The organism is Streptomyces sp. RLA131 (assembly GCF_056270125.1).
Window position 1 is genome coordinate 5,067,407 of the sequence record NZ_JBWDOQ010000002.1, and the last position, 18,462, is coordinate 5,085,868.

The 18,462-nt window shown below is 71.8% G+C and carries 17 protein-coding genes; 9 read left to right on the forward strand and 8 right to left on the reverse strand.

The window, feature by feature from the left end; translation table 11 throughout:
- Positions 1-21: 21 nt before the first annotated feature.
- The 5 genes from RWE79_RS24080 to RWE79_RS24100 all read right to left on the reverse strand — a co-directional run bounded on the left by RWE79_RS24080 (position 22) and on the right by RWE79_RS24100 (position 4,214).
- Positions 22-795, reverse strand: coding sequence for a succinate dehydrogenase iron-sulfur subunit (locus RWE79_RS24080; RefSeq protein ID WP_475942132.1), 774 nt, complete (start codon positions 793-795; stop codon positions 22-24).
- On the reverse strand, positions 795-2,549 hold the full coding sequence (gene sdhA / locus RWE79_RS24085) for a succinate dehydrogenase flavoprotein subunit (RefSeq protein WP_475942133.1): 1,755 nt from the start codon (positions 2,547-2,549) through the stop codon (positions 795-797). Before sdhA ends, RWE79_RS24080 begins: the two co-directional genes overlap by 1 nt.
- A 29-nt stretch (positions 2,550-2,578) precedes the next feature.
- Positions 2,579-3,058, reverse strand: coding sequence for a succinate dehydrogenase hydrophobic membrane anchor subunit (locus RWE79_RS24090; RefSeq protein WP_475942134.1), 480 nt, complete (start codon positions 3,056-3,058; stop codon positions 2,579-2,581).
- 3 nt (positions 3,059-3,061) lie between these two features.
- Positions 3,062-3,442, reverse strand: coding sequence for a succinate dehydrogenase, cytochrome b556 subunit (gene sdhC, locus RWE79_RS24095; RefSeq protein ID WP_475942135.1), 381 nt, complete (start codon positions 3,440-3,442; stop codon positions 3,062-3,064).
- A 190-nt stretch (positions 3,443-3,632) separates the two neighbouring features.
- Positions 3,633-4,214 carry a 2-oxo-4-hydroxy-4-carboxy-5-ureidoimidazoline decarboxylase gene (locus RWE79_RS24100; RefSeq protein WP_475942136.1) on the reverse strand — a complete coding sequence of 194 codons (582 nt, stop codon included), beginning with the start codon at positions 4,212-4,214 and terminating at the stop codon, positions 3,633-3,635.
- Between the two features lie 97 nt (positions 4,215-4,311).
- Here RWE79_RS24100 and RWE79_RS24105 point away from each other — a divergent pair, with 97 nt between their 5' ends.
- The 5 genes from RWE79_RS24105 (at position 4,312) to RWE79_RS24125 (ending at position 10,264) form a co-directional block, all read left to right on the forward strand.
- Positions 4,312-5,829: a beta-N-acetylhexosaminidase gene (locus RWE79_RS24105; protein WP_475942137.1), complete on the forward strand. Its 1,518-nt coding sequence runs from the start codon at positions 4,312-4,314 to the stop codon at positions 5,827-5,829.
- Between the two features lie 171 nt (positions 5,830-6,000).
- The gene (locus RWE79_RS24110) at positions 6,001-6,573 is read left to right on the forward strand and encodes an RNA polymerase sigma factor (RefSeq protein WP_475942138.1); all 573 of its coding nucleotides are present in this window, start codon (positions 6,001-6,003) and stop codon (positions 6,571-6,573) included.
- Between the two features lie 21 nt (positions 6,574-6,594).
- Entirely contained in the window at positions 6,595-7,215 is a 621-nt protein-coding gene (locus tag RWE79_RS24115) for an RNA polymerase sigma factor (RefSeq protein WP_475942139.1), read from the forward strand.
- A complete protein-coding gene (locus RWE79_RS24120) occupies positions 7,212-8,102 on the forward strand; it encodes a hypothetical protein (protein WP_475942140.1) in 891 nt (296 codons plus the stop codon). The genes RWE79_RS24115 and RWE79_RS24120 overlap by 4 nt, the downstream gene beginning before the upstream one ends.
- Before the next feature lie 572 nt (positions 8,103-8,674).
- Complete coding sequence (locus RWE79_RS24125) at positions 8,675-10,264, forward strand: acyl-CoA mutase large subunit family protein (RefSeq protein ID WP_475942141.1); 1,590 nt, start codon at positions 8,675-8,677, stop codon at positions 10,262-10,264.
- Between the two features lie 12 nt (positions 10,265-10,276).
- Here the strand turns inward: RWE79_RS24125 and RWE79_RS24130 are convergent, their stop codons facing one another.
- Positions 10,277-11,749 (reverse strand): FAD-dependent monooxygenase, encoded by a 1,473-nt coding sequence (locus tag RWE79_RS24130; RefSeq protein WP_475942142.1) that lies wholly within the window; start codon positions 11,747-11,749, stop codon positions 10,277-10,279.
- A gap of 47 nt (positions 11,750-11,796) precedes the next feature.
- Between RWE79_RS24130 and RWE79_RS24135 the strand changes: the two genes are divergently transcribed.
- The gene (locus tag RWE79_RS24135; protein ID WP_475942143.1) at positions 11,797-12,426 is read left to right on the forward strand and encodes a TetR/AcrR family transcriptional regulator C-terminal domain-containing protein; all 630 of its coding nucleotides are present in this window, start codon (positions 11,797-11,799) and stop codon (positions 12,424-12,426) included.
- On the opposite strand, the gene RWE79_RS24140 is transcribed toward RWE79_RS24135, so the two are convergent.
- Together RWE79_RS24140 and RWE79_RS24145 are read right to left on the reverse strand one after the other, a co-directional pair.
- Positions 12,404-13,753 (reverse strand): polysialyltransferase family glycosyltransferase, encoded by a 1,350-nt coding sequence (locus RWE79_RS24140; RefSeq protein ID WP_475942144.1) that lies wholly within the window; start codon positions 13,751-13,753, stop codon positions 12,404-12,406. The two genes, RWE79_RS24135 and RWE79_RS24140, sit on opposite strands and share 23 nt — an antisense overlap.
- A complete protein-coding gene (locus RWE79_RS24145; RefSeq protein WP_475946058.1) occupies positions 13,753-14,724 on the reverse strand; it encodes a glycosyltransferase family 2 protein in 972 nt (323 codons plus the stop codon). The genes RWE79_RS24140 and RWE79_RS24145 overlap by 1 nt, the downstream gene beginning before the upstream one ends.
- 187 nt (positions 14,725-14,911) lie before the next feature.
- Between RWE79_RS24145 and RWE79_RS24150 the strand changes: the two genes are divergently transcribed.
- Genes RWE79_RS24150 through RWE79_RS24160 form a run of 3 tightly spaced genes read left to right on the forward strand, consistent with a single transcriptional unit; the run spans position 14,912 to position 18,458 of the window.
- On the forward strand, positions 14,912-16,252 hold the full coding sequence (locus tag RWE79_RS24150) for a DUF6716 putative glycosyltransferase (protein WP_475942145.1): 1,341 nt from the start codon (positions 14,912-14,914) through the stop codon (positions 16,250-16,252).
- A complete protein-coding gene (locus RWE79_RS24155; protein ID WP_475942146.1) occupies positions 16,249-17,505 on the forward strand; it encodes a cytidylyltransferase domain-containing protein in 1,257 nt (418 codons plus the stop codon). Before RWE79_RS24150 ends, RWE79_RS24155 begins: the two co-directional genes overlap by 4 nt.
- Positions 17,502-18,458 carry an N-acetylneuraminate synthase family protein gene (locus tag RWE79_RS24160; RefSeq protein ID WP_475942147.1) on the forward strand — a complete coding sequence of 319 codons (957 nt, stop codon included), beginning with the start codon at positions 17,502-17,504 and terminating at the stop codon, positions 18,456-18,458. Before RWE79_RS24155 ends, RWE79_RS24160 begins: the two co-directional genes overlap by 4 nt.
- Positions 18,459-18,462: the final 4 nt, after the last annotated feature.

Below are 18,462 nucleotides of genomic sequence, written 5' to 3' on the forward strand. Positions count from 1 at the left end.
CCGCGTGGGACGACCGTCAGGTCAGAAGCGACGCGTGATGAGCGCGCGCTTCACCTCCTGGATGGCCTTGGTGACCTCGATGCCGCGCGGGCAGGCGTCCGTGCAGTTGAAGGTGGTCCGGCAACGCCAGACGCCGTCCTTGTCGTTGAGGACCTCCAGCCGCTGCTCGCCGCCCTCGTCGCGGGAGTCGAAGATGAAGCGGTGGGCGTTGACGATCGCCGCCGGGCCGAAGTACTGGCCGTCGTTCCAGAACACCGGGCACGAGGAGGTGCACGCGGCGCAGAGGATGCACTTGGTGGTGTCGTCGAAGCGCTCGCGGTCCTCGGGGGACTGCAGGCGCTCGCGGGTCGGCTCGTTGCCCTTGGTGATGAGGAAGGGCATGACGTCGCGGTAGGCCTGGAAGAAGGGGTCCATGTCGACCACGAGGTCCTTGAGCACGGTCAGGCCCTTGATGGGCTCGACGGTGATCGGCTTCGCGGGGTTGAGGTCCTTGATCAGGGTCTTGCACGCGAGGCGGTTGCGGCCGTTGATGCGCATGGCGTCGGAGCCGCAGATGCCGTGGGCGCAGGAGCGACGGAAGGTCAGGGTGCCGTCGATCTCCCACTTGACCTTGTGGAGGGCGTCGAGGACACGCTCCTTGGGGTCGATGTCCAGCTGGTAGTCGACCCAGTTCGCCTCGTCCGAGACCTCGGAGTTGAAGCGGCGGATCCGCAGCGTGACGGTGATGTTGTGGGAGGCGGTGGCCTCGGCGGCGTCCAGGGCGTCGCTGTGCTTCTCAAGCGTCGGGGTGCTCATCAGTACTTACGCTCCATCGGCTGGTAGCGGGTCTGCACGACCGGCTTGTAGTCGAGACGGATCGACTCGGAGCCGTCGGCGCCCACCTCGCGGTACGCCATGGTGTGCCGCATGAAGTTGACGTCGTCGCGGTTGGGGTAGTCCTCGCGGTAGTGACCGCCGCGCGACTCCTTGCGGGCCAGCGCGGAGACGGCCATGACCTCGGCCAGGTCGAGCAGGTTGCCCAGCTCGATGGCTTCGAGGAGGTCGGTGTTGAACCGCCGGCCCTTGTCCTGCACGGAGACGTTCTTGTAGCGCTCGCGCAGGCCCGCGATCTCCTCGACCGCTTCCTTGATGGTCTGCTCGGTGCGGAAGACCATCACGTTCTTGTCCATGCACTCCTGCAGCGCGAGGCGGATGTCGGCGACCCGCTCCTTGCCGGTGGAGTTGCGCAGACCCTCGACCTGGGCGACGACGGTCGCGGCCGGGTTCTCCGGGAGCTCGACGTAGTCAGTCGTCGCGGAGTACTCGGCGGCGCCGATTCCGGCGCGGCGCCCGAAGACGTTGATGTCGAGCAGCGAGTTGGTGCCCAGGCGGTTGGCGCCGTGCACCGAGACGCAGGCGACCTCGCCGGCGGCGTACAGGCCCGGGACGACGGTGGTGTTGTCCGACAGGACCTCACCCTCGACGTTGGTCGGGATGCCGCCCATGGCGTAGTGCGCGGTCGGCTGGATCGGGATCGGGTCCGTGTAGGGCTCGATGCCGAGGTACGTCCGCGCGAACTCGGTGATGTCCGGGAGCTTGGCGTCCAGCTGCTCCGGCGGGAGGTGGGTGAGGTCGAGGTAGACGTGGTCGCCCTCGGGGCCGCAGCCACGGCCTTCGCGGATCTCGGTGTAGATGGCGCGCGAGACGACGTCGCGGGAGGCGAGGTCCTTCATGACGGGCGCGTACTTCTCCATGAAGCGCTCGCCGTCCTTGTTGCGGAGGATGCCGCCCTCACCGCGGGCGCCCTCCGTCAGCAGGATGCCCATGCGCCAGATGCCCGTCGGGTGGAACTGGAAGAACTCCATGTCCTCCAGCGGCAGCCCGCGCCGGTACGCCACGGCCTGGCCGTCACCGGTCAGGGTGTGGGCGTTGGAGGTCACCTTGAAGAACTTGCCGGTGCCGCCGGAGGCGAAGATGACGGCCTTGGCCTGGAAGACGTGGATCTCGCCGGTGGCCAGCTCGTACGCGACGACGCCGGAGGTGCGCTTCACCCCGTCCACCTCGACGAGCAGCAGGTCCAGGACGTAGAACTCGTTGAAGAACTCCACGCCCTCCTTGACGCAGTTCTGGTACAGCGTCTGGAGGATCATGTGACCGGTGCGGTCCGAGGCGTAGCACGAGCGGCGCACGGCGGCCTCGCCGTGGTTGCGGGTGTGCCCGCCGAAGCGGCGCTGGTCGATGTTGCCCTGCGGCGTCCGGTTGAACGGCAGGCCCATCTTCTCCAGGTCCAGGACCGCGTCGATGGCCTCCTTCGCGAGGATCTCGGCGGCGTCCTGGTCGACCAGGTAGTCACCGCCCTTGATCGTGTCGAAGGTGTGCCACTCCCAGTTGTCCTCCTCGACGTTCGCGAGGGCGGCGGCCATGCCGCCCTGGGCGGCGCCGGTGTGGGAGCGGGTCGGGTAGAGCTTCGTCAGGACGGCGGTGCGGCTGCGCTTGGTCGACTCGATGGCCGCGCGCATGCCGGCGCCGCCCGCGCCGACGATGACGGTGTCGTACTTGTGGATCTGCATGTGGGTCGCTTCCCTGTCCCAGCCCTGGCCTATCGGATGTTCGGGTCGAAGGTGAAGATCACCAACGTGCCGAGCAGTACGGTGAACGCCGTTGCCGTGAACAGCAGCGTCTTGAGCCAGAACCGGGTGTTCGCCCGCTCGGCGTAGTCGTTGATCACGGTGCGCAGGCCGTTGCCGCCGTGCAGCATGGCCAGCCAGAGCATGATCAGGTCCCAGCCCTGCCAGAACGGCGAGGCCCAGCGGCCGGCCACGAAGGCGAAGCCGACCTTGGACACGCCGCCGTCCAGCACCAGCTGGATCAGCAGGTGGCCCAGGACCAGGACGACGAGCACGACGCCGGACAGGCGCATGAAGAGCCAGCCGTACAGCTCGAAGTTGGTCCGGGTCGCGCGCGGGGAGCGCTTGGTGCGGGCACGCGGGGCCTCGATGAAGGGCGCCGGGTTGTCCGGACTGAAGCCGGTGATGGAGCTGTCGGAGCTGGAGGTCAGCTCAACGGAGTCGGTCGTCATGGCTCAGCTCCCGAACAGGACTCGTGCGGCGTGGCCGAGGACGGGGTAGATCGCGCCGATCATCAGCACGACCCAGACTCCGACGACGGACCACAGCATCTGCTTCTGGTACTTCGGGCCCTTGGACCAGAAGTCGACGGCGATGACACGCAGGCCGTTCAGAGCGTGGAAGAGGATGGCCGCGACCAGTCCGTACTCCAGCAGGCTGACGATGGGGGTCTTGTAGGTCGCGACGACCTTGTCGTAATCCTCGGGGGAGACACGGACAAGCGCGGTGTCGAGGACATGGACGAACAGGAAGAAGAAAATGAGGACACCGGTGACTCGATGAGCCACCCATGACCACATGCCTTCCCGGCCGCGGTACAGCGTTCCAGCCGGCACGGAAAACCCTCCGGGAGCGGATTTGGGGCCTGCCGGCTTCTCGGGGTCGGACGGGCCCGGCCGGGTACGGTCCACCGGCCCTGGCCATCGTAGCGACGGGTTGTCGGCTCCGTCCCACGGGGTCGGCCAGGTGTGATCGATCCCGCACGGTTGGGTGCATACGACCGGGAACCGTTCGGGTGGCGAATCGCTACGTCCTGGTGATGGCGTGCGTCCCGGCCACCAGCCGGGTGAGCCGGGCCCGGGTGACCCGGCGCAGCTGCTCGGCCGCGGTCGCGCGCTCCTCGTCCGGCTCGTGGAGCAGCCGGGCGCGGATGCCGGCCAGGACGTGGTCCAGCAGCTCGTCGGGGTGCACGCCGTCCGGCGCCATGACGAACACATGGCCGAATCGGGCCTCGTACGCGGCGTGGGCGGCCCGCAGCGCGGTGAGTGCCGCCAGCCCGCCCCGGGGCGGCAGCGGCGCGGTCGCCGCGGCCTCGGCGGCCAGGGCTTCGCCCAGGTCGGCGGGGGTGAGGTCGTACGCGGCCTCGTCGGCGCCGGCCAGCAGCGAACCGGTGTCGGGGTACGGCCGGTGCGCCGCGACGCGGCGGGCCCAGCGCACGCTGCCGCAGCAGGCCAGCAGTGCGGCCTCGGCGGCGTCGGGTGGTGCGTCGTTGAGACGGGTGAGGCCTGAGGGCCGGTCCGGGCCGCCACGGGACTGGGACGGGAACGGCGGGTCGGCGGACAGCGGGGGGCTCCTGTGGGACGGCTGTGAAGCGAGTGGTTCGGACACCGTATCGACGGCCGATCGCCACTGTCCGACGGATGCGCGATTTTCACCCTTACGTGGGCGAAAGGCGCCGCTTGTTGTTCCGGCTTAGCGTCTACGCATGGTGCATTCATGGTCAAAGCTCGCATCCGTCACCGCAGTGGTGTCGTTCGCCGCGACCGTGTTCGCACCCGAGCCCGTCAGCGCGGCCACCGCCGCGGCGACCGCCATCCCGTCCATACCGGCCGTGCGTGCCTTCACTCCCACGGCCGGTGTGGCCTGGCGGCCCACCGGCGCCACCCGGGTCGTCGCCCCTGTCGGCAGCACCGTCGAGGACGAGGCGCGGCTGCTCGCCTCCGAGCTGAACCTGCCCTACGCGGACGGCCCGGCCCGGCCCGGCGACGTCTCACTTTCACTCGAACGGGTTAACGCGAACCCCGAGGCGTACGACATGACCAGCTCGGCCGCCGGTGTCACCGTGCGCGGCACCACCGACGCCGGTGTGTTCTACGGCACCCGCACCCTCCTGCAGGCACTGCGGGTCGGCGGCGGCCTGCCGGCCGGCCTGATCCGGGACCGGCCCGACCGGCCCCGGCGCGGGCTGATGGTGGACGTCGGCCGCAAGTACTTCACCCGGGGCTGGCTGGAGGCGCGGATCCGGGACATGAGCGACCTCAAGCTCAACGAACTCCATCTGCACCTCAGCGACAACCAGGGCTTCCGCATCGAGAGCGGCAGTCACCCCGAGGTGGTCTCGGCCCGCCACCTCGGCAAGGCCGACATCCGCGCGGTCGTGGCCCTCGCCGCCCGCCGCCACATCACCGTGATCCCCGAGATCGACAGCCCGGGACACCTCGGAGCGGTGCTCGCCGCCCACCCCTCGCTCCAGTTGCGCGACGCCTCCGGCACGCCGGTCACCGGAGCCCTCGACATCTCCCGGCCCGGCTCCGCGACCCTGCTGGACGACCTGATCAAGGAGTACGTGCCGCTCTTCCCGGGACCGTACTGGCACCTCGGCGGCGACGAGTACGGCGCCCTGACCGTGGCCGACCCGCAGAAGTCCTTCCCGCGGCTGGCCGCCTACGCCCGCGGCCGCTTCGGCCCCCGGGGCACCGTCACCGACGCCGTGACCGCCTGGCTCAACGACCGGGCGGCCCTGCTGCGCCGCTACGGCAAGAGCACCACGGCCTGGAACGACGGCTTCTTCGGCAGTCCCCGCAGCCGGCCCGACGCGGGCCGCGAGGTCGACTACTGGTCCAGCAACGTCCAGCGCGGCCCCCCGCCGGAGGCCTATCTCAGCCGGGGCGGCCGGCTGGTCAATCTCAACTCCTGGTACCTCTACTACGTTCTCGGCGGCCCGGCCGCCTTCCCCTACCCCACCGGCCAGGGCATCTACGAGGACTGGACCCCCGCCATGGTCTACCGCGACCGCACCGTCCCCGCCGCGCTCGCGGGCGCCGACCGCATCCTCGGCGGCCGTCTCGCCATCTGGTGCGACCACGCCTCCGCCCAGACCCAGGCCCAGATCGCGGCCGGCATCCGGTTGCCGCTGCGGGCCCTCGCCCAGAAGACCTGGGACCCGCGGCGCCCGGCGCTGAGCTGGACCGACTTCAAGTCCCTGGCCGACCGGGCGGGCTGAATGGGCGGCCGGGGTCCACCTCCCCCCACAGGAGTGTCCCCGGCCGTCCTGTCAGGTACAGCGCCAAGGCCACCGGAAGTGTCACACCGTCAGGGTGTGACAGATCTGTTCGATTCCACGCTGTAGAAGTCGGGGGAGTGGGTGGGGGTGCCCTTGAGGCGGGGAGACGTCGTGGACAGGAGCCGGGGGCGGCGTTCACCCAAGGACGACGACGCGGAACTCGCGGCGGCGGTGGAACGGGCCCAGGGAGGGGACGAGGCCGCGTTCACCGTGGCGTACCGGCTGGTCGACCCGCTGCTGCTGGGTTATGTACGCACCATCGTCGGGCCGGCCGACGCCGAGGACGTGGTCTCCGAGACCTGGCTGGAGATCGCCCGCGACCTCGGCCGCTTCCGGGGCGACGGCGCCGGATTCCGGGGCTGGGCCGCGACCGTCGCCCGGCACCGGGCCCTGGACCATCTGCGCCGGCAGCGCTCGCGCCCCCGGGCCTCCCTCACCGAGCAGGACGTCCTCGGCCTGCCCGGCGCCGACGACACCGCGGCGCGGGCCCTGGAGAACCTGTCCACCGAACACGCCCTGGCCCTGATCGCCACCCTTCCACCGGACCAGGCCGAGGCCGTGCTGCTGCGGGTGGTCATCGGCCTGGACGGCGCCTCGGCCGCCCGGGTACTGGGCAAACGGCCCGGGGCGGTGCGCACGGCCTCGTACCGGGGCCTCAAGCGGCTGGCCCGACTGCTTTCCTGAGCCTGTGACCCATGGTGCAAGATGGGCGCTGTGCAAGGGGGGTACCGAGACGTGGATCTGGCGACCGCGGTGCGCGCGGCGCAAGAGGGGGATGAGGAAGCCTTCCGGCTCCTGTACCGGTCGGTGCAGCCGCAGTTGCTCCAGTACGTACGCGGTTTCGTCGGCGTCTGGGACGCCGAGGACGTGGCGTCCGAGGCGTGGCTCCAGATAGCCCGCGACCTGAGGTCCTTCCGGGGGGACGCGGACGGCGTCCGGGGCTGGACGGCCAGGATCGCCCGCAACCGGGCCCTGGACCATCTGCGGGCCGCCGGGCGCCGCCCGATATCGGCCGTCGGCGTCGAGGAACTGCTCGACCGGCCCGCCGGCGAGGACACGGCGGAGGAGGCGGTCACGGCACTGGGCACCGGGCGGGCGCTGGCCGCGATCGCGTCGCTGCCCAGGGACCAGGCCGAGGCCGTACTGCTGCGGGTGGTGATGGGCCTGGACGCCAAGAGCGCCGCCGAGGTGCTGGGCAAGCGGCCCGGCGCGACCCGGATGGCGACCAGCCGCGGGCTGCGCAGGCTGGCTGAACTGCTGGAATCCGACGGGGGCCCGTCACGTGTGACGTTTTCGGTATCTGACGCGCTTGAGGACATGAGATGAGCGATTACCGAGGACCCGACCGGCAACCCGGCCGGCAGGCCGGCTGGCCCGACGCCGCCACCGCGGAGCGGCTGCTCCGAGGCACGGACACGCCGGACCCGGCCGACCGCCGTGCCGCCGCTCTCGCCGGGCTGCTCGCCGCCGCCTCGGCACCCGCCGACCTCGACCCGGCCCGCGAGGCGGCGGCGGTCGCCGCGTTCCGGGCCGCCCGCGACGAGGGCGCGCTCACCGCGGGCGGGCGCGACCGCGGCCGGGCCGACGACTGGCGGCCCGGAGGGCTGCGCCATCTGGCCCGTTCGGCCAAGGCCGTCACCGGGGCGCTGATCGCCACGGTCGCCCTGGGCGGGGTCGCGGTGGCCGCGGCCGTCGGCGCGCTGCCGATCCCCTTCGGCGGCGGGGCGTCCGGCCCCGCCCCCGTCCACAGCGGCTCCGGTGCCCGCCCCGGCTCCACGGGGCCCGGCCCGTCCGCCTCCGCGTCCGCCCCCGACCGCGAGCGCCCGGCCGGCGGGGCGTCGCGCGGAGTGACGAGCCCCACCCCGTCGGCCTCCGCCACGCGGGACGACACGGAACTGTGCAGGGCCTACGCGGCCGACGGCAGCGGATACCGGAGGCTGCGGCGCGCGGCGGGCGGTGGCAGGCGCCAGGTGCGGCGCTACTGCTCCGGCCTGCTCGGCCGGGACGGCGACAGCGGGTGGTGGTCCTGGGACCACCACGCGGACGACCCGCGGGACGGTGACGGCCGGGACGACACCCAGCAGAGCGAGCGGACCGGCAGCGGCACCGGCGACGCCGGCAGCGCAGGCGCTGCCGACTCCGGTCCCGGCACCGGAGCCGCTGCCGGGACCGGTGACGACCACGCCGACGGCCCGGAACAGAACACGAACTGATGACCGAGTGACGTTTTCCGGGACCGGGGCGCTGTATGAGTTGGGCCGACTGGTCATCGGCCAAGCGGGTCCGGGTTCTCCCCGTACCGAACGGACTCGCGCAAGGGCGTGACCGGGCGCATGCACTACCCCCCGGCCCGGTCACGCCCCCCGAATCCCGGGGGTGTGACGTTTTGGTCCGCCCCGGCGCTGAGACAAGTAGGCCGACTGGTCATCGGCCGTACGGACACACGGTGCCCGCGTACCGGTGTCCTTCCGAGGAACGCGGGCGGGGCGAATTCCCCCCGTCCCGCCCGCGTCTCTCACCGTCCGGCCGGTGCGGCCGGCCCGGCCGGTCCGTGTTCCCGGTGCGGGCGAACGGCACGTCGGTCTTCCCCCTGAATCTCCCCGTATCCCCCTAGGCGCGATTCCCGGGGCCGCCGTTCCCGGGAGATGGCGGCAGACTGTGAGCAAGGTCCCAGCGTGCGGGCCTCCACCGGCCGCATGCCCACCACTACAGTCCGTTGCTAAGAGCAGTGTTCTTACCGAGCGGTAGCAACGTCGCTGCAAGCCCGAGCGGGAGGCATGAACCCATGGCGCGCGAGTCTGAGTCCGGACTGCCCATCGAGCCGGTCTACGGCCCGGACGCCCTCGAAGGCTGGGAGCCCGCGGAGAAGCTGGGCGAGCCGGGCGCGTACCCCTTCACCCGGGGTGTCTACCCCTCCATGTACACCGGGCGCCCCTGGACGATGCGCCAGTACGCCGGGTTCGGCACCGCCACCGAGTCCAACGCCCGCTACAAGCAGCTGATCGCCAACGGCACCATGGGCCTGTCCGTCGCCTTCGACCTGCCCACCCAGATGGGCCACGACTCCGACGCGACCATCTCCAGCGGCGAGGTCGGCAAGGTCGGTGTCGCCATCGACTCCGTCGACGACATGAAGGTGCTCTTCGACGGCATCCCGCTGGACAAGGTGTCCACGTCGATGACGATCAACGCCCCCGCCGCGCTGCTGCTCGTGCTCTACCAGCTCGTCGCCGAGGAGCAGGGCGTCAGCGCCGACAAGCTCACCGGCACCATCCAGAACGATGTCCTCAAGGAGTACATCGCGCGCGGGACCTATATCTTCCCGCCCAAGCCCTCCCTCCGGCTGATCGCCGACATCTTCAAGTACTGCCGCGCCGAGATCCCCAAGTGGAACACCATCTCGATCTCGGGCTACCACATGGCCGAGGCCGGTGCCTCCCCGGCGCAGGAGATCGCCTTCACACTGGCCGACGGCATCGAGTACGTCCGCACGGCCGTCGCCGCCGGTATGGACGTCGACGACTTCGCGCCCCGGCTGTCCTTCTTCTTCGTCTCCCGGACGACGATCCTCGAAGAGGTCGCCAAGTTCCGCGCCGCGCGCCGGATCTGGGCCCGGGTGATGCGCGACGAGTTCGGCGCCAAGAACCCCAAGTCCCAGATGCTGCGCTTCCACACCCAGACGGCGGGTGTGCAGCTCACCGCCCAGCAGCCCGAGGTCAACCTCGTGCGCGTGGCCGTCCAGGGCCTGGCCGCGGTGCTCGGCGGTACGCAGTCGCTGCACACCAACTCCTTCGACGAGGCGATCGCCCTCCCCACCGACAAGTCCGCCCGGCTCGCGCTGCGCACGCAGCAGGTGCTGGCCTACGAGACCGATGTGACGGCGACCGTCGACCCCTTCGCCGGGTCCTACGTCGTGGAGCGGATGACCGACGAGGTCGAGGCGGCCGCCCTGGAACTGATGCGGAAGGTCGAGGACCTCGGGGGCGCCGTCAACGCCATCGAGCACGGCTTCCAGAAGGGCGAGATCGAGCGCAGCGCCTACCGCATCGCCCTGGAGACCGACTCCGCCGAGCGGGTCGTCGTCGGCGTCAACCGTTTCAAGCTGGACGAGGAGGAGCCCTACGAGCCGCTGCGGGTCGACCCGGCCATCGAGGCCCAGCAGGCCGAGCGTCTGGCCAAGCTCCGTGCCGGCCGTGACCAGGGTGCCGTGGACGCGGCCCTCGCCGAGTTGCGCAAGGCCGCCGAGAGCGACGGGGACACCGCCAATGTCCTCTACCCGATGAAGGACGCTCTGCGCGCCCGGGCGACGGTGGGCGAGGTCTGCAACGCCCTCCGCGAGGTCTGGGGCACCTACGTCCCCACCGACGCCTTCTGACGGCCCGCCCCGTCACGCCGTGAAGCGCGCGGCGTACGGCCCGACGTCCGCCGGGTCGGCCGTCGCGAGGCCTATGTAGCCGTCGGGACGGATCAGGAACAGCCCGTCGCCGTAGGCCTGGCGGACCAGCGGGGCATCGGTCTCCCGGACGCGCACCCAGGTGGGCAGCGAGCCGGGTACGGTCGCGCCGCCGACCGCCAGCAGGGTGAAGTGCGGCCCGCGGAACACGTCGAACAGCCGCTCGCCGTCACCCAGCGGGGCGTCGGGAGCCCGGTCGCCGGCGGTGAGGGCGTCCTCGGCGAGCGCGGGCCGGGCCTCGACGCTCAGCGGACCGCCGGCGTACCCCAGGCCGAGCTGATGGGTCTCGGCACCGCGCTGCCGGACCTGCTCCCCGCTGCTGATGCCGGTGCGGTGCAGGCGGGTGCTGAGCCCGAGCATGCCGGCGGCGATGGGCAGCCGCTCCTCCTCGTAGCTGTCCAGCAGCGCGGTGTCCGCGCCGTGCCGCAGCACCTGGCCGAGCTTCCAGCCCAGGTTGTACGCGTCCTGGATGCTGGTGTTGAGCCCCTGTCCGCCCGCCGGGGAGTGGATATGGGCCGCGTCACCGGCGAGGAGGACACGGCCGTCGCGGAAGCGGTCGGCGAGGGCGGCCCGGGGCCTGAAGTCGGAGGCCCAGAGCACCTCCTGGACGGCCTCGGCGGGCAGATGCGTACGGGCGGCGATGAGCCGCCGTACGCCCTCGGCGGAGGTGTCGACCCCGGGCCCGGGCTCCGCTGCGGCCTCCGGGGCGGGAAAGAGCGCCACGAACTGGAAGGTGTCGGTGCCGGCCATCGGAAAGGCGATGGCCGGGCCGGCCGGCTGCTTCCAGGAGTGGGTGTGGTCGCGGTCCAGGCCCTCCAGCCGGACGTCGGCGACCAGCATCGGACGAGGGTCCACCGTCTCGCCGGTCATGGCGATACCCAGTGCTGCGCGCACGGCGCTGCGGCCTCCGTCGGCGGCCACGACATATCCGGCCCGCAGGGCCGAGCCGTCCGAAAGGCCGGCCGTCACACCGGTGTCGTCCTGCCGGAGGCCGGTCAGGGCGAGCCCGAAGTCCACACTGCCGCCGAGCTCGCGCAGCCGCTCGTACAGGATCTCCTGGGTGCGCCACTGGGGGATCATCCACACCTCGCCGTACGGGGCGTGCGGGGTGGGCGGGAACCTCTCGAACATGTCCCACTCCTCGGCCGGTCTGCCGTCCTTCCAGACCTGGGTGACGGGATAGCCGCCACCCGCCGCGTGGATCGCGCCGATCACGCCGAGGTCGTCCAGCACCTCCTGGCTGCGCGGCTGCAGTCCCTTGCCGCGCGAGCCCGGGAAGAGCCGGTCCGCCTTCTCCACGACCCGCGCCCGCACGCCGCGCCGGGCCAGGTCGACCGCCAGGGCGAGGCCGGTCGGGCCCGCGCCGACCACCAGTACATCCGTCTCTTTAACAGCGTTAAGTTCCATGTGTGAGAGCATGGCCTTAACGCCGTTAAATTGTCAAGGGAGTGGTTGTGGCGACCAGACTCGACCGCGAGACGATCGTGGAGACGGCCCTGCGGCTGCTCAACGAAGAAGGGCTGGAGGGCCTGACCCTGCGGCGGCTGGCCAAGGGCCTCGACGTCCAGGCCCCGGCCCTCTACTGGCACTTCGGCAACAAGCAGGCCCTGCTCGACGAGATGGCCACCCGCATGCTGCGCGACATGCTCCTGCCGATGGCCGGGCAGGCCGAGGCCGGCGGCACGGCCTGGCAGGACTGGATCACCGACGCCTGCCGCCGGGCCCGCCGCACCCTGCTCGGCTACCGCGACGGCGCCAAGGTCTTCAGCGGCACCCACCTCACCGACGAGAGCCATCTCGCCCCCCTGGAGACCATCCTCGGCGCCTTCGTGGAGCAGGGCTTCACCCATGCCGACGCCGTCAACGCCTACTTCACCGCCTACTCGTTCACGATCGGGTTCGTGATCGAGGAGCAGGCGGTGGAGCCGGTGCCGGGGGAGCGTGATCCGCGGTACGACGCGGGGGACCGGTCGGGGATGTTCAGTGGTTACGAGGAGCGTTTCGAGGTGGGTCTGCGGGTGGTGGTGGCCGGTATCGGGGTGACTCTGGCACCGGGGCGGATCAGCCCAGGGCGGCCCGGCTGAAGGCCAGGGCGCGCCGGGCGACCCGGCGGACGGCGGGGTGGCGGGGGATGAAGGCGAGCGGGGCGGGGACGGCGCCGGGGAGGGCGAGGGCGGTGAGGCGGCGGCGTTTGAAGTAGCGCCAGGAGCCGGTGCCGAGGGCCGCGGTGAGGTAGTCGACGGCCTCGTCGCGCAGGTGGGGGTATGCGGTCGACTGCATACAGTATCCAACCGCCCGTAGCAGGGAGCCGAGGTCGGGCGGCGCGGCTGCCGGGCCGGGGCCGTCGAGATCGGGGAGGAGCGCGTCGACCAGGGTGACGGGCACGCGGTTGCTGTTCTGGTACGGGGTGAGACGGTCCAGGAGCAGCCCGGTGCCGGTGCGGGCGACGGGGATCCCGTAGAGGGTCGACGCGGTGAGCAGCGCGGTGGAGAAGCAGCCGACGACCAGGGCCGGCCGGGCCCGCTGGTAGAGGACCTCGGCGAGCACGGGCGCGTCGAGGACGGTGAGCGACACACCGAGCGCGGCGGCCTCCCGCTCCAGCGGCCGGGTTCCGTGGGCGGGCGCCGACGGGTGGGGCTTGAAGGCGATCTCGCGGTGCCCTCGCGCGACCGCGCCGCGCAGCATGCGCAGGTGCAGCTCTTCCTCCTCCCCCGGGGTGAGGATGCCGAGCGCCGACAGGTACTGCCCGAGCAACAGGGCGGCGTTCGCGGGCATCGTGGGCCGCGTCGTGGGCCCCGGGAGCGCCGACGGCCCGCAGGCGGCGGCCAGTTCGGCCAGTACGCGGGTGAAGGCAGCCGTGGGCACGACCTCCGCCCCGACCCCGTACTCCGACAGCAGCAGCGGGCGCAGGCCGGGCACCAGATCCAGGTGGAGCAGCCGGTTGATCCGGGTGGTGACCAGCGGATCCAGCCTGTTGCGCGTGGGGCCGTACGACATGAGCCCGTCGGCGTAGACGTCGACCGCCGCCGACGGGAAGACGGCGACGAGCGCGAGGGCGGGTTCGACGTGGACGGACTCCACGATCAGTTCCAGCTCGTCGTCGCCGAGGTACCACAGCCGGCGCAACTGCCGCTCCCACAGCGGCACGTCCTCGTTGCGCGGGGACCAGCCGCCGGGGTGCAGCGGGGCGACGGCCGCGTTCCAGGACAGTACGCCGTCGAAGCGGCCGCGCAGCGCCGCGAAGCCGGGGGCGGTGTCCAGCGCCGGGGTGGTCTCGGGCACGGCGGCGTTGTTGCTGACCAGCAGCAGCCGCCGGCCGGCGGGGCCGAACCGGTCCGCGTCCAGGGCGGCGGCCAGGGTGGCGGCGCCGTACAGCGTGGACGCCAGGAAGATCTGCGTGCGCCCCGGCATCAGGCCCCCACCCCCGACGGCCGGCGCCGCAGCCGGCGCAGCCGCGCGCCGCGTTCCCGGTCCATCGCGTCCAGGGCCTGGGCCAGGACGTCCTGCGGCATCGCCCGCAGCGCGGCGGCACTCAGCGACTTGAGCCGGCGCGCGACCGGCGGCTCGAAACGCTCGATGGAGCCGAGGTGGTGGGAGATGATCGCGCAGTACGTACGGACCGCCTTGGGCAGGAAGCGGTCCGCCTCCGGGTCGGCGGCGGTCTCGGCCAGCACCTGGTCGAAGGAGCGGATGAAGTCCAGCTGGCGGATGTCGCCGATCTGGGTGAGCGAGGTGGCGACCCCGCGCCGGTAGAACACCCCGAGCAGGCCGACGACCGCGAAGGACCTCGCCTCCCGGTGCAGCCGCCAGATCCACGGCCGGTCCTCGGCGGTGCGCAGGCCGCCGGGGAAGTGCAGCAGACCGGCGTCGGCCAGCCGCCGGTGGTAGATCCCGGCCCAGGCGTACGGGTAGTCCACGCAGGTCGAGCGGTCGGCGGGCAGGATCGCCTCGCGCGGGTCGAGGGCGACGCCGCGGCGGCCCTGCGGGACGCGGGCGATGGTGCGCCTGCGGCCGGTGGAGACGACATGGTCGGTGCGGACGAAGTCGGTGCCGAGGGACTCGATCGAGTCGAGGAGCGCGCTCAGATGGCCCTCGGCGATCCAGTCGTCCCCGTCGAGGAAGGTCAGGTAGGTGCCGCGTGCCGCGTCGATTCCGGTGTTGCGGGCGTCGGCCAGACCGCCGTTTCCGGCGCGGGAGATGAGCCGCGCACCGGGGAGACGGGGAGTTTCCCGCTCCAGGATATTCGGTGTCTCATCTGTCGAGCAGTCGTCGACAAGGATGAATTCGAAATCCGATCGGGTGTTCGCGCACAGACTTCTCAGAGTGTCCGGTGCGAAGGTCTGAACATTGTAGAACGGCACGATTACGGAGAGCTTTACCACCTTCCTCACTTTATGAGGGAGGAAGCCTGTGGCGTCGGCCTGCCACGAACTTCGAGATGAACGGGGGATGGCTGCATCATGAATAGGCTCCGTATGCGGCCGGGTTGGCCATTCGGCGGTTCGTTGTTAACCCGCCGTTGTTCTTGCGTATGGCGCCCGCTCGGAATTGATTCCTAGCGTCTGGGACGTGCCAGAAAGTACCGCCGGCCCGCTCCGGGTCACCGTCCTCGCCGATTCGGACACCCGCTGGAAATGGGGTGCGCTGACGGCTCGTCGTATAGTCCCCGTCCCCGCCTCCGGCCCCGCGTCCGGTGTCCGGCTCGACGGGCGGCTGCTGCGCGGCCGGGCCACCCCGACCCCGCGCCAGCTCGCCGAGGTCGGCATCGACGCCGACTCGCTGCGCGAGGTCACGGCGGCGGAGTTCCTGGGCGAGACCACCCGCGACACCGCCGACGTGGTGGTCCTCGCCTGCGTCGGCGGCACCGTCCAGGCGATGCTGCACGGCCTGTCCCGTGCCTGGCGCGGCGCCGCCCGCCGCCCGGTGGTCGTCACCGGGTACGTCGGCGCCGTCTACGAGAAGCTCACCGACGGCCTGCTGCTGCGGGCCGGCGCCGACCTGGTCCTGGCCAACAGCGCGCACGACGCACAGCGCTTCCGCGCGGTGTACGAGGGCGCCGACGCGGACGCGGCGGCCGGCAGCGTCGTGGAGACCGCGCTGCCCTTCCTGGACGGCGCGCCGTATGCGCCGTCCCCGGACCGGCCGTTCACCGTGGTCTTCGCCACGCAGCCCTCCGTGCCGGACAACCGCCGGGACCGGATGTACCTGCTGCGCCGCGCCGCCGAGCACGCCCGCTCGCACCCCGGGCGCGAGGTGCTGGTCAAGCTGCGCAGCGAGCCAGGCGAGCAGACCACCCACATCGAGGAACAGCCCTACCAGAAGCTGGTCGCCCGGCTCGATCCGCCCGCCCCGGCCAACCTCAGGCTGGTCCACGGGAACATGGGCGAGGTCCTGGACCGCACCGACCTGCTGGTCACGGTCAGTTCCACGGCCGCCCTGGAGGCCATGCACCGCGCCGTCCCGGCCGCGATCCTCACCGACCTCGGCATCCGCGAGCCGCTCGGCAACCACCACTTCCTCGGCTCGGGCGCCTACGCCTCCTGGGACCGGCTCGACGCGGGGCATGTGCCGCTCGCCGACCCGCAGTGGGCCCGCGCGCACGGCGTCGCCGGCCGGCACCGCTTCGCCGCCGTACGCGACCGGGTGCACGCCCTGGCCGGGGCGGCCGGACTGCCGCCCCTCACCCCCTACTACACGCCCGCCGTCGCGCCCGGCTACCTGCCCGGTCTGCTCGCCCGGCACGGACTCGACCACCGTGGCGACCCGTTGACCGGTTCCGCCGCCGGCTCCCGGGCCGGGAGCGCCGTACCCGGTGCCCTGCGCCGTGCGGTGCGCGGGGCCGCCCGAACCGTCTACCGACAGGGCGTGCAGCGCGTCGCGCCCCTGATCCGCCGCTGGGGGCAGCTGTGACCGACCACCGACCCGAGACCCGCGTTCTTGCCGTGATTCCGGCGCGGGGTGGTTCGAAGGGTGTGCCGGGCAAGAATCTGGCGCCTGTTGGCGGGGTGCCGTTGGTGGCGCGGGCGGTGCGGGCGTGCCGTGAGGCGCGGTTGGTGACCGATGTGGTGGTCTCCACCGATGATCCGGCGATCGCTCAGTCGGCTCGTTCGGCCGGCGCGGAGGTGGTGTTGCGGCCGGCCGCGATCGCGGGGGACACCGCGACCAGTGAGGCCGCGGTGCTGCACGCGATGGACGAGCACGAGGCCCGGCACGGGGCCCCGGTCGACGTGGTGCTGCTCGTACAGTGCACCAGCCCGTTCATCACCCCCGAGGACATCGAGGGGGTCGCCGCCGCGGTGCTGGAGGACGGCGCCGACACCGCGCACACCGTCGCCCCCTTCCACGGCTTCGTGTGGCGCGAGAGCCCCGGGAGCACCGACGGCCCCGGCCCTGACAGTCCCGGCCCCGACAGCCACGGCGTCAACCACGACAAGTCCTCCCGCCCCCGCCGCCAGGACCGCCCGCAGGAGTTCCTGGAGACCGGCACCGCCTACGCCATGCGCGCCGAAGGCTTCCGCGAGCGCGGCCACCGTTTCTTCGGCCGCACCGCGCTCGTACGTACCGACCCGGCCCGGGTGCTGGAGATCGACGAGCCGGACGACCTGGCAAGGGCCCGCGCGCTGGCCCCGCTCGTGGACGCCACGCGCACCGACGCACTCCCCACCCGCGACGACATCGACGCGGTGGTACTCGACTTCGACGGCACCCAGACCGACGACACGGTGCTGGTCGACTCCGATGGACACGAGACGGTCGCCGTGCACCGCGGCGACGGGCTCGGCATCGCCGCCCTGCGCGACTGCGGGCTGCCGGTGCTGATCCTGTCCACCGAGACCAACCCGGTCGTCGCCGCGCGCGCCCGCAAGCTGCGGGTTCCCGTACTGCACGGCATCGACCGCAAGGACCTCGCACTCAAGCAGTGGTGCGAGGAAGAGGGCATCGACCCGCAGCGGGTCCTCTACGTCGGCAACGACGTCAACGACCTCGGCTGCTTCGAGCTCGTCGGCTGGCCCACAGCCGTCGCGAACGCCCACGACATCGTCAAGGGCCTGGCCCGTTCCATCACCGCAACGCCCGGAGGGCACGGCGCGATCCGCGAGATCGCCGCCTGGATTCTCGGCCCCTCCCTCTCCCGCACCCCTCGAAGGGAACTCTCCCAGTGACCACCAACACCGCCCGCCTCCGCCCGATCGGCGACCGTCTCGTCGGCACCGGCCAGCCCGTCTACGTCACCGGCGAGATCGGGATCAACCACAACGGCAGCCTTGAGGACGCCTTCGCGCTGATCGACGCGGCCGTCGTGGCCGGCGCCGACGCCGTCAAGTTCCAGAAGCGCACCCCCGAGATCTGCACCCCCCGCGACCAGTGGGACATCGAGCGCGACACCCCCTGGGGCCGCATGACCTACATCGACTACCGCCACAAGGTGGAGTTCGGTGAGGACGACTACCGCGCCATCGACGAGTACTGCACCAAGAAGGGCATCGACTGGTTCGCCTCCCCGTGGGACGTCGAGGCCGTCGCCTTCCTGGAGAAGTTCGACAACATCCGCGTCCACAAGGTGGCCTCGGCCTCCCTCACCGACGACGAACTGCTGCGCGCGCTGCGCGCCACCGGCAAGACCGTCATCCTGTCCACCGGGATGTCCACCATGAAGCAGATCCGCCACGCGGTGGAGGTCCTGGGCAGCGACAACATCATTCTCTGCCACGCCACCTCGACCTACCCGGCCAAGAACGAAGAGCTCAACCTGCGGATGATCAACACGCTGCAGCGCGAGTTCCCCAACGTCCCGGTGGGTTACTCCGGTCACGAGATCGGTCTGCAGACCACGCTGGCCGCGGTCGCCCTCGGCGCCGTCTTCGTCGAGCGTCACATCACCCTGGACCGCGCCAACTGGGGCTCCGACCAGGCCGCCTCCGTCGAACCCCAGGGCCTGGACCGCCTGGTCCGCGACATCCGCATCATCGAGTCCGCCCTCGGCGACGGCGTCAAGAAGGTCTACGACGGCGAACTCGGCCCCATGAAGAAGCTCCGCCGCGTCCCCGGCATCATCGCCGAGCGCGAGGCCGCCGAGGCTGCCGCCGCCGGCGAGCGCGAGCCGGTCTCGGCCTGACGGA

Bases quoted from the DNA above. Each gene is read 5' to 3' on its own strand.
- RWE79_RS24115 (WP_475942139.1), top strand. From the start codon at position 6,595: ATGGGCGCTGTGCAAGGGGGGTACCGAGACGTGGATCTGGCGACCGCG.
- RWE79_RS24125 (WP_475942141.1), top strand. From the start codon at position 8,675: ATGGCGCGCGAGTCTGAGTCCGGACTGCCCATCGAGCCGGTCTACGGC.
- RWE79_RS24080 (WP_475942132.1), bottom strand. From the start codon at position 795: ATGAGCACCCCGACGCTTGAGAAGCACAGCGACGCCCTGGACGCCGCC.
- sdhA (WP_475942133.1), bottom strand. From the start codon at position 2,549: ATGCAGATCCACAAGTACGACACCGTCATCGTCGGCGCGGGCGGCGCC.
- RWE79_RS24090 (WP_475942134.1), bottom strand. From the start codon at position 3,058: ATGACGACCGACTCCGTTGAGCTGACCTCCAGCTCCGACAGCTCCATC.
- RWE79_RS24105 (WP_475942137.1), top strand. From the start codon at position 4,312: ATGGTGCATTCATGGTCAAAGCTCGCATCCGTCACCGCAGTGGTGTCG.
- RWE79_RS24130 (WP_475942142.1), bottom strand. From the start codon at position 11,749: ATGGAACTTAACGCTGTTAAAGAGACGGATGTACTGGTGGTCGGCGCG.
- RWE79_RS24120 (WP_475942140.1), top strand. From the start codon at position 7,212: ATGAGCGATTACCGAGGACCCGACCGGCAACCCGGCCGGCAGGCCGGC.
- RWE79_RS24140 (WP_475942144.1), bottom strand. From the start codon at position 13,753: ATGCCGGGGCGCACGCAGATCTTCCTGGCGTCCACGCTGTACGGCGCC.